This is a genomic window from Actinomadura luzonensis, assembly GCF_022664455.2.
GTDB lineage: Bacteria > Actinomycetota > Actinomycetes > Streptosporangiales > Streptosporangiaceae > Nonomuraea > Nonomuraea luzonensis.
Genome location: NZ_JAKRKC020000001.1, coordinates 177,242 through 192,565 on the forward strand (window position 1 = coordinate 177,242; position 15,324 = coordinate 192,565).

Below are 15,324 nucleotides of genomic sequence, written 5' to 3' on the forward strand. Positions count from 1 at the left end.
ACCCCTAGATTATATACTCGGTGTATATCCGGGCTCGCGCCGGTAGGTGTAGAGCACGAGCCCGTCGTGGTACCTGCCGACCTGGTCGTACAGCGCGCGGGCCGGGGCGTCCTCCAGCGTGTTCCAGTAGAGCCCCGGGAAGCCGCGCTCCTCGGCGTCCCGGGCCACCCAGGCGAGCACCGCCGTCGCGACGCCCCGCCGCCGGGCTTCCGCGGCCACGAACAGGTCGGCCAGGTAGCACCTGCCGGCGGACCAGACTCCGGCGTGGAAAACGTAGTGCGCGATGCCGGCCATGCTCCCGTCGAGCCGGGCGGCGACGCCGCGTACCCGCTCGTCGTCGAGCAGGCGCCGCCAGGTCCGCTCGTAGGCGTCGTCGCCGCGTCCGACGCCGAAGTAGGCGTCCTTGCCGCGGGCCAGCCTCTCCCAGGCGGCGCGGTCGGACGGGGTCAGGAAGTCGATCTTCAGCATGACCGTCATTCTGCCCCCGGGGTCGGGGCGGGCCATGATGGTCAGCGGGCACCGACCGCCGACGAAAGGACCGCATACCCTTGGTCACCGTCCGCCCCTTCCGCTCCGGCGATGAGACCTCGCTGGTCGACGCCTGGAACCGCAGCATGCCCGCCGACCCGACGACGTCCGGCTGGTTCAGGGACCGGGTGCTGCTCGACCCCAACTTCGACCCGGAGGGCCTGCGCGTGGCCGTGGCCGGGGGCGCCGTGGCAGGCTGCGCGTACGCCGTCCGCCGCCTGATCCCCCTCGCGCCCGGCACCGGCCTGGAGCCGGACGCCGGCTGGATCCCGTTCTTCTTCGTCGTCCCCGAGCATCGCGGCGGCGGCCTGGGGCGGCGGCTGGTGGGCGAGGCGGTGGCGTTCCTGGAGGGCCTCGGCCGCACGACGGTGGACTTCGCGTCGTACACCCCCAACTACGTGCTGCCGGGCGTGGACCCCGAGCTCTACCCGGACGGCTACCGGCTGCTGGGCGAGCTGGGCTTCCGGACGCGCCAGTCGCCGGTCGCGATGGACCGCTCGCTCGTCGGCTACCGCACCCCGCCCGAGGTGCACGAGCTGCTGCGCGCGCGTGAGCGTGAGGGGTACGTCTTCCGCGGCCCGACGGCCGGCGAGCTGCCCGAGCTGATCCGGTTCGCGGCCGGCGCCTTCAACCCCGACTGGGGCGAGGCGATCCGGCGGCACCGCGAGCCCGAACGGGTCCTCATCGCGAAAAAAGATCACATCGTGGGCTTCGCCCTGTACGCGGCCTACCCCGGCACCCCCGACCGCTTCGGCCCCTTCGGCGTCGACCCGGGCCTGCGCGGCACCGGCCTCGGCAAGATCCTCCTGCACCTCACCATGACGAGGATGCGCGCCGAAGGGCTGCGGACGTCCTGGTTCCTGTGGACCGGCGAGACCAGCCCGGCCGGCCGCCTGTACGCCGCGGCGGGCTACGAGGTGACGAGACGGTTCCACGTGATGAGGCGGTCCACCGCTTGCCATTGAATACGAACGATCGTACTTTAATCGTCATGACCACCCTGTACGCGGAAGAGTCGGACCCCCTCTGCCTGCCGGTCCAGAACGCCGCCTGGCTGGCTCACGCCCCCTGGCGCCGGTTCGCCGCCATGGGCGACAGCCTGGCGGCCGGCACCCACGGCCCGAGCCGGGGCTACGCCGACCTCGGCTGGTGCGACCGGCTCGCCGGGCTGCTCCGCCGCGTGCGTCCTGACCTGGCGTACCTGAACACCGCCGCCGTCGGGGCGACGGTGGCCGGCACGCTGGACGGCCAGCTCGGCCGGATCGCGGAGTTCGGCCCTGACCTGCTGCACGTGTCCTGCGGCGCGAACGACCTGTGGCGGCGCGAGCCCGACCTCGCCGCGACCGAGCGGGACCTGCGGCGGCTGTTCGCGGGCGCCGCCGCGACCGGCGCGCTGCTGACGACGTTCACCCTGGGCCGGGCGTTCGTCGTCCCCCGCTTCCCCGACTGGTCCGACCGGGTGCGCGCGCTGAACGACGTCATCCGCGCCCTGGCCGCCGAGCATGACGCGGTGCTGGCCGACATGTGGGACCATCCGGTCAACGACCGGCCGGGCCTGCTGAGCGCCGACGGCGTGCACTTCTCCGCCGAGGGCCAGGCGGTGATGGCCGCCGAGCTGGTCAGGGGCCTGGCGCGCAGGAAGGACCGAGATGAGCGGTGACCAGCGCGTGGCGCGCGGCGCGCGCTCCAGGAGGACGATCACCCGGCACGCCGTGGACGTGGCCTCCGTCGAGGGCCTGAGCGGGCTGTCCTTCGGCCGGCTCGCCACCGATCTGGGGCTCAGCAAGGGCGGCGTGGCGACGTTGTTCCCCACCAAGGAGCAGCTCCAGGTCGCCACGGCCGAGACCGCGGGTGAGCTGTTCCTGGAGGCGGTCGTCGAGCCGGCGTCGTCGGAGCCGCCCGGCGCGGCCCGGCTGAGGGCGCTGCTCGACCGCTGGATCGCCTACGCCGAGGCGCCGCTCTTCCCTGGTGGCTGCTTCTGGGCGGCGAGCCTGCCCGACTTCGACAGCCGCCCGGGGCCGGTCCGCGACCTGCTGGCGCGGCAGCGGCGCGCCTGGCTGGCCCTGCTCGCCGAGCAGGTGTCCCGGGCCGGCGCCGCCGGGGAGATCGCCGAGCTCGACCCCGGGCTCGCCGCGTTCCAGCTCGACGCGTTGCTGAACGCCGCCAACCTGGCGATGCGCCTCGGCGAGCCGGACGTCGCGGCCAGGGTCCGCCGGGCGATCGACGGGTTGCTCGCCGCCTGAGGCCGGCCCGCGCCCCTGGACGGGCCGCCGTGCCTGGTCTCGGCGCTCATCGGAGGGCCCGCCGCTGCCACTGGCGGACCCAGGCCCGGCCGTAGTCGTTGCCGTGCGGGGTGCGCAGCACCGTGTGGACGTGGAACGGCTTGGGCGTGTCGTAGTCGAGGAAGACGCCGCAGTGGTGGTCGAGCTCGGCGATGAGCACCGGCGACTGCAGCCGGTAGTAGAAGACGTCGCCGGGCCGGTGGCCGCCGATCCAGCAGAACCAGGTCTCGTCGAGATGCCCGGCGACCTCCCGCATGCGGGCGGCGCGCGGCCCCTCCGGCAGCGGCCGGACGAAGGACTCGGCGATGGCCAGCGCGAGCTCGCGCGCCTCGGCGGGCACGTCCGCGAGGCGCACGCCCTCGACCGGGATGACCCGGTTGTCCTGGAACGCTCCGGCCAGGTGCCGCTCGTCACCGGGGTGCACCCGGCCTTCCGGCATCGCGGGATCGACCATCCGCTCGTACACGACGGCCTGCCGCCGCCGCTCCTCCGGCAGGGCCGCCATCAGCCGCAGCCCGAGCTCCACCCGGTCGGCGAACAGGCCGCGCAGCCCGGCGTGCGGGCCGGCGTCGATCTCGTCGGGCTCGGCGCCCAGGAACACCGGCGACAGCGCCATGCGCCCCTCCACGACCAGGCAGTTGAGCGCGCAGTGGTGGCCGTAGAGCTGCCAGCCCCAGGGGGCCCGCAGGTCGGGAGTGCCGTAGAGGGCGAGGTTGTAGCTGAACTCGTTGAGGATGCTCTCCAGGCCGACGACCTCGCCGAGGAAGCCGTTGACCAGCATCATCGCGTGCGCCAGCCGGTAGCCCTCGGGGGACAGCGAGGCCCGCACCAGGGCCAGGGCGCGCTCGCGGACGGCGGGCGGCTGCTGGTCCAGCCGCAGGCCGGTGTCGAACTGCATGAACTCGGGGTTGGCCCAGGTCTGCCACTCCACGGCGTCCACGGCGTACGAGATCCGCTCGCGTCCCTCGTCGTCCAGCGCGGCGAGCAGGTCGCCCGCGGCGGCCACCATGACCGCGACCGGCGCCTCCTCCCCCGGCCGGGCGGGCTCCAGCGGGTACAGGCCCTCGCGCGGGACGCCGTCCTCGGTGATCCCGTGGAAGTCGTTCTTGTAGAGCGGTGTCCAGCCTTCCACCAGGCCGCCGGTGAACGTGCCGGGCTTCCTGGCGAACTCGCCGTACGCGTACGGGTCGAGGCCCCGCACCTCGGCCAGCCTCGGGTGATCGTGCGGGAACAGGTACTGGCGGTACTCACCGGGCATGTCGGAGCCCCTTCGGTCTTTCTCAGGTGGTGGTGTTGTGCCGGGCGACGGCGGCGCGCACCGCGTCCTCGTCGCCGCCGGCGATGGCCTCGACCAGGTCGGCGTGGACCTGGTAGCGCTCGGCGCGGTAGCCGGCGGCGGCGGCCGGGTCGTCGTCGAAGCGGGAGGACGCGGCTCCCAGGTGGCCCAGGGTGCCGGTGTAGACGGCCCGCGCCATCGCGTTGGGGCTGATCGCGGCGATCCGCTCGTGCAGGGCCCAGTTGGCGCGCATGAAGCCGTCCCAGTCGGGGGCCGCGCGGAGCCGGCGCAGCAGGCCGCGCAGGTCGGCGACGTCCCGGCCGGTGCGGTGCCGGGCGGCGCCGACGTCGACGAGCTCTTCGAGGTGGTCGCGCAGCTCGATGGCGTCGGCGACGGTGCCCGGCTCCTCGGCGACGCTGAGCAGCGTGTGCCGCAGCCGCACCACCGGCCCGCGCTCGGCGACGAACAGCCCGCCGCCGCGCCCCGGCCGGATCTCCAGCACGCCCCGGTCGCGCAGCAGCCGGACCGCCTCGCTGACCGTGGCGTAGGCCAGGCCGGTCTCCGCGCGCAGCGACTCGAGCGTCCCGACCGGGTCGCCCGGGGCCAGGGCGCGGGTGCGGATCCGGTCGTCGAGCAGGGCGGCGAGCTGCTCGGCGCGGGTCCGCGCGCCCTGCCCCATGGCGGTCAGGGCTTGTCCGGAGGAGGAACGTTGCGGCATAGTCCGCATCTAAGCACAAACCTTCTAACCTTTAGAAGGGTTCATGTCCTTCGGCGCGAGGAGAGATGATCGATGAGGATCGCGGGGATCCGCAGGAACGGCGGCCCGGTCGAGGTGGCGTCGTTGTCACCCGACGGCACCGAGGTGACCGTGGTGGCGCCTCTGGAGCGGTTCTGGGAGGACGCGCCGGGCTTCCTGTCCCGTGAGCCCGGCGGCGAGAGCGTTCCGGCCGCCGACGTCACCTTCGTGCCGCCGGTGCTGCCCGGCGCCCGGGTGATCTGCATCGGGCTGAACTACCTCAAGCACGCCGCCGAAGGCTCCTTCGCCGGCCAGGACCTGCCGCCGCACCCCACGCTGTTCGCCCGCTGGACGCGGTCGCTCACCGTGGACGGCGCCCCCGTGCCCGTCCCGCCGGACGAGGACGGCCTGGACTGGGAGGGCGAGGTCGTCGCCTACGTCGGCGCGACGCTGGTGGACGCCACCCCGGACGAGGCGCTGGCCGCCGTCGCGGGCTACTCCGTCTTCAACGACATCACCTCCCGCCGCGCCCAGAAGCTCACCAGCCAGTGGATCCTCGGCAAGAACGGCGACAACTCCGGCCCGCTCGGCCCCCTGGTGCCCGCGGCCGAGGTCGGCGACCTGCGCGACGGCCTGCGCGTGCGCACCCGGGTCAACGGCGAGGTCGTCCAGGATGGCAGCACCGACGAGATGGTCTACACCGTCGGCGACACGCTCTCGCTGATCTCCCGGACGTTCACGCTGCGCCCCGGCGACCTGCTCGCCACCGGCACACCCGCCGGGGTCGGCTACGCCCGCACTCCCCCGTGGCTGCTGCAGCCGGGCGACGTCGTCGAGGTCGAGGTGGACCGGCTCGGCACGCTGCGCAACCCGATCGTCGGCAACGACGCCAGGCTGCGCCGGGCATGACGCCGACCGGCGCCCGCGCGCTGACCGCGACCCCGCCCACCGCCCGTGCGCTGATCGAGGCCACGGTCGACGCGGGCAGCTTCCGCTCCTGGGACGAGCCGATCGACCGGGGCGCCTGCGATCCCGGCTACCTCGCCGTGCTGCGGCGCGCGGAGCGGAAGTCCGGCGCCGACGAGGCGGTGCTCACCGGGCGGGCCACCATCCGCGGGCACGCGGCGGCGCTCGTGGTCAGCGAGTTCGGCTTCCTCGGCGGCTCCATCGGCGTGGCCACGGCCGAGCGCATCGTCGCCGCCGTGCGGCGGGCCACCCGCGAGCGGCTGCCGCTCATCGCCGCGCCGGCCTCGGGCGGGACCCGCATGCAGGAGGGCACGCCGGCGTTCGTGCGGATGGTCGAGATCAGCCGCGCGGTCGTCGCGCACAAGGCGGCGGGCCTGCCGTACCTCGTCTACCTGCGCCATCCGACGACCGGCGGGGTGTTCGCCTCCTGGGGCTCGCTCGGGCACGTCGCGGTCGCCGAGCCGGGGGCGCTCATCGGCTTCCTCGGGCCGCTCGTCTACCGGACGCTGCGCGGGGAGCCGTTCCCCGAAGGCGTCCAGGTGGCGGAGAACCTGGTCGACAAGGGCATCCTGGACGCGGTCGTGCCCGCGGGCGAGCTGGCCGGCGTCGCCGCCCGCGCCCTCGCCCTGCTCTCCCCTGCCGCTCCCTGCCCGCCCCCGCCCCCGTCCCCGTCCCCGTCCCCGGCCCCGGCGGCCGACCCGGAGGGCGCTCCGCCCGGCGGCGACGCCTGGGCGTCGATCACCCTCACCCGCCGTCCCGACCGCCCCGGCGTGCGGGAGCTGCTGCGTCACGCGGCCGACGACGTGCTGCCGCTGCACGGCACCCAGCTCGGCGAGACCGACGACGCGCTGCTGCTGGCGCTCACCTCCTTCTCCGGCACCTCCTGCGTCCTCGTCGGGCAGGACCGCCGCACCCAGTCGCAGCAGCGGCCCCTGGGCCCGGCCGCGCTGCGCGGCGCCCGGCGCGGCATGCGCATCGCCCAGGAGCTGGGCCTGCCGCTGGTCTGCGTCATCGACACGCCGGGCGCGGACCTGTCGGCGGCGGCCGAGGAGGGCGCGCTGGCCGGCGAGATCGCCCGCTGCCTGGCCGAGATGGTGGAGCTCACCGTCCCCACCGTCTCGGTGCTGCTGGGCGAGGGCACCGGCGGCGGCGCGCTGGCGCTGCTGCCCTCCCGCCGGGTGATCGCGGCGGGCCACGCGTGGCTGTCGCCGCTCCCGCCGGAGGGCGCGAGCGCGATCCTGCACGGCGGCCCCGAACGGGCGCCCGCCGTGGCCAGGCGGCAGCGGGTCGGCGCGGCCGATCTGCTCGCCGAGGGCATCGTGCACGCCGTGGTGCCGGAGCACCGGCCCGCGCACGAGGATCCGGCCCGCTTCGCCCGCCGCGTCGCCGACGAGTGCGTCCGCCAGATCCACCTCCAGCGCCGCTCGGCGCCGCAAGCTCTGTGACTGGAAGGGACTCCCCTGCCACTTCCAAGTTACAGCGCACCCCGGGGCTTGCGGCAAGACCCCCCTCATGCCGCAGACTGCCCGACCGGAAGTCGTACGACGGATGGGCGGTACATGTTCGACGTGATCATCGCCGGCGGCGGGCCCACGGGCCTGATGCTGGCTGCCGAGCTGCGGTTGCACGGCGTGCGGGTGCTCGTGCTGGAGAAGGAGAGCGAGCCGGCCCCGTACGCCAAGGCGCAGGGCCTGCACGTGCGCAGCATCGAGGTGATGGACCAGCGCGGCCTGCTGGAGCGGTTCCTCGCGCACGGCCGGCGGCGTCCGCTGCGCGCCTCGCTCGCCGGGGCCGAGCGGCCGGCGCCCGCCGGGCTGGACACCGCGCACGGCTACCTTCTCGCCATCCCGCAGACCGTCACCGAGCGCCTGCTGGCCGAGCACGCCGCCGGCCTGGGCGCCGAGATCCGGCGCGGAGCCAGGCTGACCGGCCTCAGCCAGGACGCGGACGGCGTCACCGCCGAGCTCGGCGACGGCACGCGGCTGCGCGCCCGCTACCTCGCGGGCTGCGACGGCGGCCGCAGCACGGTGCGCAAGCTGCTCGGCGTCGGCTTCCCCGGCGAGCCGAGCAGGCTGGACACGCTGCTCGGCGAGATGGCGGCGGACGAGGACCCCGAGGCGATCGCCGCCGCCGTCGCGCGGATCCGCGAGACGCAGCCGCGCTTCGGCCTGCTGCCGCTGGGCGGCGACGGCACGTACCGGGTGATCGTGCCCGCCCCGGGCGTGGCGGAGGACCGTGGCGTGCCGCCGACGCTGGAGGAGTTCCGGCAGGCGCTCAGGGCGGTCGCGGGCACGGACTTCGGCGTGCGGGCGCCGCGCTGGCTGTCCCGCTTCGGCGACGCCACGCGCCTGGCCGAGCGCTACCGCGACGGCCGGGTGCTGCTGGCCGGCGACGCGGCCCACGTGCACCCGCCGGCCGGCGGGCAGGGGCTCAACCTGGGCATCCAGGACGCGTTCAACCTCGGCTGGAAGCTGGCCGCCGAGGTCGCGGGCTGGGCTCCGGACGGGCTGCTCGACACCTACGAGGCCGAACGCCGCCCGGTGGCCGCCGCCGTGCTGGACGACACGCGCGTGCGCATGCACCTGATGTCCGACGAGCCGGGGCCCCGGGCGGTGGGGCGGCTGCTGGCGCGGCTCATGGAGTTCGACGAGGTGGGCACGTACCTCATCGAGCAGGTCACCGCCATCGGCGTCCGCTACGACCTCGGCGGCGGCTCCGCGCTGGTGGGGCGGCGGCTGCGGGACGTCAGGCTGCGGCGCGGCCGCCTCTACGAGCTGACCCGCGCCGGCCGGGGCCTGCTGCTCGACGCGACCGGCCGGCTCTCGGCGGAGGGCTGGGCCGATCGCGTGGACCACGTCGTCGACACCGGCGCCGAGCTGGACGTCCCCGCCGTGCTGCTCCGCCCCGACGGCCACGTGGCCTGGGCCGGCGAGGACCAGGCGGAGCTGGCCGGCGTGCTGCCGCGCTGGTTCGGCGCGCGGTCCGGCCGTTCGTCGTCCTGAGCTGAGGGGCGGAGTCCGCCGTCGGGGCGACGGACTCCCGAGTGATCACTGTCAGAGGGCGACGGGCCACGCGCGGACGACGTGGCAGCCGTTCGGCTCTCCCCACACCACGGAGGACGGCCCCCTCAGCTGATCCGAGCTCTTGTACACCACCGGGCCGTCGATGTTCCTCGTGTACGGCCAGTGCGCCGAGTTGCACTCGACCCGTACGCGGTAGTTGCCGAAGCCCTCGTAGCAGACGGCTTCTCCCATGTTGAGGCCGGGATCGGCGGTCGCGTCGCAGGCCCACACCTCGGCCTGGGCGGCCGGGACCCCCAGGACGGAGGTGAGGCAGAGGGCCGCGCCGAGCACCGACGTGCTCATCATCGCCTTCTTGAGCAGGTTCATGTCGTTGATCCAATCGGCAGAGGGAAGGCGTGGCTATCCGGGTCGCGCGCGAGGGCCGCGCTTCCCGTACAGGGTGCTGGAGGGCGATCGGCCGTAGGTCTCCCTGTAGAGGCAGGCGAAGCGGCCCAGATGCGTGAACCCCCAGCGGGTGGCGACCTCCGTGACGGTGACCTCGGCGCCGGTCCGGGCCAGGCGCACCAGGTCGGCGTGCGCGTGCGCCAGGCGTACCTGGCGCAGGTAGGCGAGCGGCGTGGTGTCGAGGTGGCGGCGGAACTCGTGCTGCAGGGTGCGGGCGCTGACCCTGGCCGCGGCGGCGATGTCCCGCAGGGAGACGCTTTCGCCCGCGTGCTCCTCGCAGTAACGCCGCGCCCGGCGCAACGCCGCCGGGCGCGACGCGGCCCCGGGCCCGCGGCGGGCGGCGGAGTAGTCGTGCGGCTGCAGGTCCAGCAGGCTGTGCAGCAGGAACTGCTCGAAGTGGTGCCCCGCCGAGGGCGAGGCCAGGAACGGCAGCCGGCCGCCGGCGCTCGCCCGCGACACCATGGTGAGCACCCCGCTGAAGGCGCTGTCGCGGGTGATGTCCGGCCGGAAACGCGGGGCGCGCTCAGGGGGGTCGCCCAGGTGGTCGGCGAGTGTCCGCTCGATCAGCGCCGAGGGGATGTGGATGATCAGCACCTCATGGTCGACACTCCACCACATGTCGGACTTCTCCCGAGGGCCGACGATGATCGACGGCGCGTCGACGTGCTCGCCCCCGACCCTCGCCTTCCCGGCCCCGCGCAGGAGCAGGTAGATCTGGTACGAGTCCGGGGACCGCGGGGCGGCGACCCGGACCTCGGCCCCGTACGACAGGACGCGCATGCCGATGTTGCCCTCGTACAGCTCCCTGCAGCGGCCGCCCGCCGGATGATCGTCGATGACCTCGACGACGCGCGGCACGAGGCCGGGCACCTTCCGCCGGTCTCCCGCTGAGCTCAGTTCGGACGTCGATGACAACGGTTCTCCTCACCCCGTCTCTCCGGGAGCAAGGTTTCCGTCGCCGGTCGTCGTCCTGGCGTCGTCCCGCTGTCGCGCGGCCGGGCGTCACCCGCCGAGGAGGACGCCGACCTCCGCCGCCTCCGGGCTGCCGACCGTGACGAACAGGGCGAGCGCCTCCCGCCAGTGCGCCGCAGCGGCGTCGGCGCGCTCCTGCTCGTACAGAGCCTCGCCGATCACTCGCAGCGCCCTCGCCTCGCCGAGGCGGTGGCCGCTCTCGCGGTGCAGCGCGAGGGCCTGGCGGGCCCGGGTGACGGCCTCGGCCGGCTCGTCCAGCGCGAGGCCGAGCCTCGCGAGCGCGGTCAGCGCGTGGCCTTCGAGCACGCGGAAGGAGCGGTCGCGGGCGATGGCCAGGGCCCGTCCGGCGTACGCGGCGGCGTGGATCACGGCCTGGGCCGCCCGGCCGCCTTCCGCCTCGGCGAGGGCGAGGGCGAGGGCGGCCCGGGCGCAGGCGAGCCAGTCGTCCAAATGCCTGCTCACTCAGATGACCGCGCAGCGCGTCCGTCAGCCGCCAGACCAGCTCGCCGGGGCCGTGCCGGTGGGCGTGGTGGATCAGCGCGACGAGGTAGGCGTGCTCGGCCTCCAGCCAGGCAGCGGCGCACTCCTGGCTGCCGAAGGCCGCCGGACGGGCGGCACCGGCGAGGGGCGGCGTGCTCGGCGGCGTAGAGGCGAAGCAGGTCGTGGAAGGCGTAGCGGCCGGGGCCGCGCGTGTGGATCAGGTGGTAGGCGGTGAGCCGGTCCAGCCCCTGCCTCGCCTCAGCGATCGGCCAGCCGGCCTGACCGGCCCTCCTGGCCCGGGCGACGAGATCGTGGAAGACGGCGACGTCGAGGTCCTCCACGGCGGCGAGCCTGAGGACGTACCCCTCCCCCGCGGTGCGGATGAGCTGCCGCTCGTCGCCGCGGTCGCGCAGGGTGCGCCGCAACCTGCCGATGTGCGTCTGGACGGCCCCGCGCGCGTCCCGCGGAGCCTCGCGGCCGTCCCACATCCGCTCGGCGAGCTGGTCCAGCGACACGTGCCGGCCCGCCCGCAGCAGCAGCGTGGCGAGCGCGATGCGCTGCTTGGGCGCCGGCACCGCCAGCGGCACCCCGTCACGCACCACCTCAAGGGCGCCCAGGACGCCGAAGCGTGTCCCCATGCCGCCACGTTGTCACCCTTCCCCGGCAGGGGCGCAGAGTTCAGCAATCTTGAAAGCCTCAGAGCCGGTCCCGAGCCGGACCGAGCCTGGCCCGGCCGCGCCCGACGCCGTTCCGCCAGAACCGGCCCGAAAATCATCGGCCGGAGTTGTCGGATCCGGGCCGCGTCGTTCGTAGCCAGGGTGAAGGGCCGCCCACGAGGGCGCCGTCACGACCGAGGGAGACGCCGACCGATGCAGCAGCACCCACAGGCCAAGATCCACCGCATGTTCGAGCTCATCGAGCCGATCGGCACCGTCACCTTCTCCGAGGTGGCGAACGACGCGTTCCTGGCCGTCGGCATGCGCACCTACTGGGACGGCTACTTCGCCGGCCGTGCCGCGCCGCTGGGGCAGGCGCCGGCCGAGGTGGTGCACGCCGTCTTCTACAACTTCGCCGACGGCGAGGTGGCCCGCCACATCCCCTGGGTGTGGGGAAAGATCACCCCGCAGGAGGCGATCACCGTCCGCGAACAGGGCAGCACCGCCGCCCTGCGGCAGATGATCGGCGAGCTCGCCGGCTCGCCCGCTCTCGGGCGGGTCGCCGACCTCGCCACCCGGGCAGCGGTCAGCGCGCCCACCGAGGGCCGGCCGCTGTACGCCGGGCTGCGGGCGCTCGACGTGCCCGGGGAGCCGGTGGCCCGGCTCTGGCACGCGGCGACGCTGCTGCGGGAGCACCGCGGGGACGGCCACAACGCCGCCCTCCTCGCCCACGGCATCGGCGGCACCGAGGCCCACGTCCTCATGGCCGTCTCGCTCGGCATGCGGGCGGAGGAGTTCGGCCGCGTCCACCACCTGCCCAAGGCGCGGCTGGCGGCCGTGGTGGCCGGGCTGCGCGGCCGCGGCCTGGTGGACGCCGCCGGCGGGTTCACCGACGCCGGCCGGGAGACCAAGCAGCGCGTCGAGGCGCTCACCGACGAGCTGGCCGCGCCGGCGTACGACGTCCTCAGCCCGGACGAGCTCGACGAACTGATCGCCGGGCTCGAGCCGATCGCCGCCGCGATACGGGCCGCCGGCGGCTGAGCCGGCCGCCGGGACGGATCGCGGGCCAGGCGCCGCCGGCGGCGCCTCCCCTCGTCAACGCCGGCCCCGGGTGGCGGCCTCCTGGCCGCCGCTCAATGGAACGGCCTCACCTCGATCTTCCGATCGCAGACCTTGGACGCCTCGGCCGCGAGCTCGAGCGCCACCTCCGGGTCCGGGACCTCCCACACCCAGATGCCGGCGAGGTACTCCTTCGACTCCACGAACGGCCCGTCGCTGATCACGGCCTGTTCGCCCCGGTTGTCGACGACCGTGGCCGCGTCGGTGTCGGCGAGCCCGCCCGCGAAGACCCAGTAGCCCTGGTCCATCAGCCGCTGGTTGAACGCGCCGATGTCGGGCTGCCGGTCCGTCCTGCCCGGATTGGTCTTGTCGTCGATCACGGAAACCAGGTACCTCATCTGAAGATCATCTCCTGTGGCGTCAGAACAGCGTGGTCCGATGGTAGGGACCTCAGGCCGTTGCCTCGGGCGATCCGGGGGCGTTGACGGCCGGATCCGCGTCGGGGACCGCCGGCTCGGCGGCCCTCCGCCTCCAGGCGCTCCGGGCCACCGCGAACGCCGCCCACCCGGCCAGCACGAACAGCCCGGCCAGCACCAGCCACCCGGGGCTCCCCCAGCCCACCACGAACGTGGTCATCAGCAGCGGCCCCAGCGCCTGCGCGCTCGCCGTGCCCGCCGCCATCGCCCCCTGGTACTCGCCCTGGGCGTCCTCGGGCATGAGCCCCACCGAGACGCCCCACGAGCCCGCGACGTAGAGCAGCTCCCCGACGATGTGGATCGCGCCCGCCACGAACAGCAGCACCAAGGTCAGGACGCCCGACGTCCCGGCCGTCGTCGCGAAGACGGCGCAGGCCAGGGCGAGGAAGAGCCCGGACCTGACGGTGGCCCGCCCCGCTCCCGGCACCGTCTCCGCCGGCCGGGAGAACCGGAGCTGCAGCAGCGCGATCGCGGCGGTGTTGGCCACGAGGATCACCCCCGAGGTCCAGCGGGGCGCGTCGGTGTGCTCGGCCACCCACAGCGGGATGCCGACCGAGAGCATCGACCAGTTGAAGGTCAGGACGCCGAACAGCCCCGCCAGGATGAGGTAGCGGTGGTCCCTGAGCACCCGCCCGGCCCCGTGCCGCCCGCTGCGCCCGCGGCCGCCCTCCGCCCGGGGCAGCCGGCCGACGAGCAGCGCCGCGGCCAGGTACGACAGGGCCGTGCCGACCAGCATGGCGGTGTAGCCGGGCCGCGAGTCCACCTGGATCACGAGGGCGCCGAGGCCCGCCCCGGCGGCCATGCCGACCTGGCTGACGACCCGGTACTTCGCGAGCGCCGCGATGCGCTCCCCGTCGGGCGTCAACGCCGTGATCAGCGCCGTCCGTACGCCGACGCTGCTCTCCCCGGCCACCGCGGCCACGCAGCCCACCACGACGAACGACCAGAAGCCGGACACCCCCAGGTAAAGCAGGAAGGCCACGGCACTGATCAGGTAGAGGACGAGCAGGCTGCGCCTGAGCCCGAACCGGTCGGCGATCATCCCGACGGGTGTGGTGGAGCCGATGCCGACGACGCCCGCGACGAGCGCGCCGACGCCCACCTGGGCCGGGGATAACCCGATCGAGCGGGTGTAGAACAAGACAAAGGACGCCACCCAGACGCCGCGACCGGTGTTCGTCAGAAGGGCGACGGCCAGCAGCCGCCCCAGCGGCCCGGCGACCAGCCGCCGCGGCTTCGTCCAGATCTTCATCGTCCGCAACCTGCCCCCGGCAACGCCCGCCATGCCCGAGCTTTCCGCCCGCCGCTCACCTCGAACCATCGGCGCTGTACCCGCCCAGGCACAGGCCGCCGCGGGTCCCGTCAACTACACGGGGCGTTCGCGGTTCTGGTGAAGTCCAGCAAGCGCTGGACGTGCACCAAGTGGTTCAGCATCGCCTGAGCACCAGCAGGCCCGCATCAGCAGGCCCGCGCCGTCCGGGCCGATAATGGGCCGGTGAAGGTACGGATCGGGATAGCGCCGCCACCTGGAGACACCCCCGGCGGCCTGGCCGGGCTCGCGGAGCGGGCCGAGGCTCTCGGGATCGACTCCCTGTGGCTGCCGGAGATCGTCCACGGGCCGTCCGTCGAGCCCGTCGTCGGCATGGCCTACACGCTGGCCGCCACCCGCCGGCTGAAGGTGGGCACGGGGGTGGCGATCCTGCCGGGCCGCCACCCGGTGCGGGTGGCCAAGCAGCTCGCGTCGCTGGCCGCGCTCGCCCCCAAGCGCGTGCTGCCGGCCTTCGGGCTGACCCCGGCCAGGCCCGCCGAACGGGAGGCGTTCCCCGTTCCCGGACCGCGCGGCGCGGTGTTCGACGAGGCACTCGAACTGCTCAGGCTGCTCCTGCGGCAGGAGAAGGTGACCTTTCACGGCGAGTTCTTCACGGTGGAGAACGCCGGGGTGGGCCCGCTGCCGGCCAGGCCGCTCGACATCTGGGTCGGCGGCAGCGGGCCGCGCGCCCTGCGCCGCGCCGGCCGGCTCGCCGACGGCTGGCTGGCCAGCTTCCTCACCCCCGGCCAGGCGGCGGCCGACCGTGCGGCGATCGCCGCGCACGCGGCCGAGGCGGGCCGCGAGATCGAGGCCGACCACTACGGCACCAGCCTCGCGGTGGCCGCGACCGAGATCCCCGCCGCCGCGATCGACGCCATCGCCAGGCGCAACCCGGGCGCCGACCCCGCGGAGATCGTCCCGGTCGGCTGGGCCGCCGCCCGCGACCTGGTCGAGCGCTTCGTCGAGGCCGGGATCACCAAGTTCGTCGTACGGCCCGCCGCGCCCGTGTCCTCGGCCGAGCGCTGGCTCGACGAGTTCGCCGACCACCTCATGCCGCTGCAGAACTGAGCGCGACACCTGCCGCGAGAGAACCGCGGCAGCGGGCAGCGCGGTCCTG

Annotated in this window: 17 protein-coding genes; 8 read left to right on the forward strand and 9 right to left on the reverse strand. The window is 74.7% G+C overall.

All coding sequences use genetic code 11. The annotated features are described in order from the left end of the window. Positions 1-9: 9 nt before the first annotated feature. Positions 10-468, reverse strand: a complete 459-nt coding sequence (locus tag MF672_RS00825; protein ID WP_242371545.1) for a GNAT family N-acetyltransferase — start codon at positions 466-468, stop codon at positions 10-12. Positions 469-548: 80 nt separating this feature from the next. Here MF672_RS00825 and MF672_RS00830 point away from each other — a divergent pair, with 80 nt between their 5' ends. From MF672_RS00830 to MF672_RS00840, 3 genes are read left to right on the forward strand one after another with little or no spacing between them, the layout of a single operon-like run. Continuing rightward, positions 549-1,493: a GNAT family N-acetyltransferase gene (locus tag MF672_RS00830; RefSeq protein ID WP_242371544.1), complete on the forward strand. Its 945-nt coding sequence runs from the start codon at positions 549-551 to the stop codon at positions 1,491-1,493. A gap of 26 nt (positions 1,494-1,519) precedes the next feature. Then, the gene (locus MF672_RS00835; protein ID WP_242371541.1) at positions 1,520-2,188 is read left to right on the forward strand and encodes an SGNH/GDSL hydrolase family protein; all 669 of its coding nucleotides are present in this window, start codon (positions 1,520-1,522) and stop codon (positions 2,186-2,188) included. Next, positions 2,178-2,771, forward strand: a complete 594-nt coding sequence (locus MF672_RS00840; protein WP_242371540.1) for a TetR/AcrR family transcriptional regulator — start codon at positions 2,178-2,180, stop codon at positions 2,769-2,771. The genes MF672_RS00835 and MF672_RS00840 overlap by 11 nt, the downstream gene beginning before the upstream one ends. Positions 2,772-2,817: 46 nt before the next feature. Here the strand turns inward: MF672_RS00840 and MF672_RS00845 are convergent, their stop codons facing one another. Further along, on the reverse strand, positions 2,818-4,068 hold the full coding sequence (locus MF672_RS00845) for a DUF3500 domain-containing protein (protein ID WP_242371539.1): 1,251 nt from the start codon (positions 4,066-4,068) through the stop codon (positions 2,818-2,820). A gap of 22 nt (positions 4,069-4,090) precedes the next feature. Further along, positions 4,091-4,804, reverse strand: a complete 714-nt coding sequence (locus MF672_RS00850) for a FadR/GntR family transcriptional regulator (protein WP_242371538.1) — start codon at positions 4,802-4,804, stop codon at positions 4,091-4,093. A gap of 72 nt (positions 4,805-4,876) precedes the next feature. On the opposite strand from MF672_RS00850, the gene MF672_RS00855 reads away from it, so the two are divergent. The 3 genes from MF672_RS00855 to rox all read left to right on the forward strand — a co-directional run bounded on the left by MF672_RS00855 (position 4,877) and on the right by rox (position 8,790). Continuing rightward, the gene (locus MF672_RS00855) at positions 4,877-5,731 is read left to right on the forward strand and encodes a fumarylacetoacetate hydrolase family protein (protein WP_242371537.1); all 855 of its coding nucleotides are present in this window, start codon (positions 4,877-4,879) and stop codon (positions 5,729-5,731) included. Next, positions 5,728-7,233 (forward strand): carboxyl transferase domain-containing protein, encoded by a 1,506-nt coding sequence (locus MF672_RS00860; RefSeq protein WP_242371536.1) that lies wholly within the window; start codon positions 5,728-5,730, stop codon positions 7,231-7,233. Before MF672_RS00855 ends, MF672_RS00860 begins: the two co-directional genes overlap by 4 nt. 114 nt (positions 7,234-7,347) lie before the next feature. Then, entirely contained in the window at positions 7,348-8,790 is a 1,443-nt protein-coding gene (gene rox / locus MF672_RS00865) for a rifampin monooxygenase (protein ID WP_242371535.1), read from the forward strand. A 51-nt stretch (positions 8,791-8,841) separates the two neighbouring features. On the opposite strand, the gene MF672_RS00870 is transcribed toward rox, so the two are convergent. From MF672_RS00870 to MF672_RS00885, 4 genes are all read right to left on the reverse strand, one after another. Next, positions 8,842-9,177: a hypothetical protein gene (locus MF672_RS00870; RefSeq protein WP_242371534.1), complete on the reverse strand. Its 336-nt coding sequence runs from the start codon at positions 9,175-9,177 to the stop codon at positions 8,842-8,844. A 33-nt stretch (positions 9,178-9,210) separates the two neighbouring features. Further along, positions 9,211-10,113, reverse strand: coding sequence for a helix-turn-helix transcriptional regulator (locus tag MF672_RS00875; protein ID WP_242371532.1), 903 nt, complete (start codon positions 10,111-10,113; stop codon positions 9,211-9,213). Between the two features lie 144 nt (positions 10,114-10,257). Next, the gene (locus MF672_RS00880) at positions 10,258-10,689 is read right to left on the reverse strand and encodes a hypothetical protein (protein ID WP_242371531.1); all 432 of its coding nucleotides are present in this window, start codon (positions 10,687-10,689) and stop codon (positions 10,258-10,260) included. Further along, positions 10,686-11,345, reverse strand: coding sequence for an AfsR/SARP family transcriptional regulator (locus MF672_RS00885; protein WP_242371529.1), 660 nt, complete (start codon positions 11,343-11,345; stop codon positions 10,686-10,688). Before MF672_RS00885 ends, MF672_RS00880 begins: the two co-directional genes overlap by 4 nt. Before the next feature lie 231 nt (positions 11,346-11,576). On the opposite strand from MF672_RS00885, the gene MF672_RS00890 reads away from it, so the two are divergent. Next, positions 11,577-12,404: an SCO6745 family protein gene (locus MF672_RS00890; RefSeq protein WP_242371528.1), complete on the forward strand. Its 828-nt coding sequence runs from the start codon at positions 11,577-11,579 to the stop codon at positions 12,402-12,404. Between the two features lie 92 nt (positions 12,405-12,496). On the opposite strand, the gene MF672_RS00895 is transcribed toward MF672_RS00890, so the two are convergent. Together MF672_RS00895 and MF672_RS00900 are read right to left on the reverse strand one after the other, a co-directional pair. After that, positions 12,497-12,820, reverse strand: coding sequence for a YciI family protein (locus tag MF672_RS00895; protein WP_242371527.1), 324 nt, complete (start codon positions 12,818-12,820; stop codon positions 12,497-12,499). 52 nt (positions 12,821-12,872) lie between these two features. Next, positions 12,873-14,150 carry an MFS transporter gene (locus MF672_RS00900; protein WP_242371526.1) on the reverse strand — a complete coding sequence of 426 codons (1,278 nt, stop codon included), beginning with the start codon at positions 14,148-14,150 and terminating at the stop codon, positions 12,873-12,875. 243 nt (positions 14,151-14,393) lie between these two features. Here MF672_RS00900 and MF672_RS00905 point away from each other — a divergent pair, with 243 nt between their 5' ends. After that, entirely contained in the window at positions 14,394-15,275 is an 882-nt protein-coding gene (locus MF672_RS00905) for a TIGR03854 family LLM class F420-dependent oxidoreductase (protein ID WP_242371525.1), read from the forward strand. Positions 15,276-15,324 lie beyond the last annotated feature (49 nt).

What these genes read in the sequence shown, in the direction of transcription:
- MF672_RS00825 (WP_242371545.1), bottom strand. Translation starts at nt 468, where the DNA reads ATGCTGAAGATCGACTTCCTGACCCCGTCCGACCGCGCCGCCTGGGAG.
- MF672_RS00835 (WP_242371541.1), top strand. Translation starts at nt 1,520, where the DNA reads ATGACCACCCTGTACGCGGAAGAGTCGGACCCCCTCTGCCTGCCGGTC.
- MF672_RS00840 (WP_242371540.1), top strand. Translation starts at nt 2,178, where the DNA reads ATGAGCGGTGACCAGCGCGTGGCGCGCGGCGCGCGCTCCAGGAGGACG.
- MF672_RS00845 (WP_242371539.1), bottom strand. Translation starts at nt 4,068, where the DNA reads ATGCCCGGTGAGTACCGCCAGTACCTGTTCCCGCACGATCACCCGAGG.
- MF672_RS00850 (WP_242371538.1), bottom strand. Translation starts at nt 4,804, where the DNA reads ATGCCGCAACGTTCCTCCTCCGGACAAGCCCTGACCGCCATGGGGCAG.
- MF672_RS00855 (WP_242371537.1), top strand. Translation starts at nt 4,877, where the DNA reads ATGAGGATCGCGGGGATCCGCAGGAACGGCGGCCCGGTCGAGGTGGCG.
- MF672_RS00860 (WP_242371536.1), top strand. Translation starts at nt 5,728, where the DNA reads ATGACGCCGACCGGCGCCCGCGCGCTGACCGCGACCCCGCCCACCGCC.
- rox (WP_242371535.1), top strand. Translation starts at nt 7,348, where the DNA reads ATGTTCGACGTGATCATCGCCGGCGGCGGGCCCACGGGCCTGATGCTG.
- MF672_RS00870 (WP_242371534.1), bottom strand. Translation starts at nt 9,177, where the DNA reads ATGAACCTGCTCAAGAAGGCGATGATGAGCACGTCGGTGCTCGGCGCG.
- MF672_RS00885 (WP_242371529.1), bottom strand. Translation starts at nt 11,345, where the DNA reads ATGGGGACACGCTTCGGCGTCCTGGGCGCCCTTGAGGTGGTGCGTGAC.
- MF672_RS00890 (WP_242371528.1), top strand. Translation starts at nt 11,577, where the DNA reads ATGCAGCAGCACCCACAGGCCAAGATCCACCGCATGTTCGAGCTCATC.
- MF672_RS00895 (WP_242371527.1), bottom strand. Translation starts at nt 12,820, where the DNA reads ATGAGGTACCTGGTTTCCGTGATCGACGACAAGACCAATCCGGGCAGG.
- MF672_RS00900 (WP_242371526.1), bottom strand. Translation starts at nt 14,150, where the DNA reads ATGAAGATCTGGACGAAGCCGCGGCGGCTGGTCGCCGGGCCGCTGGGG.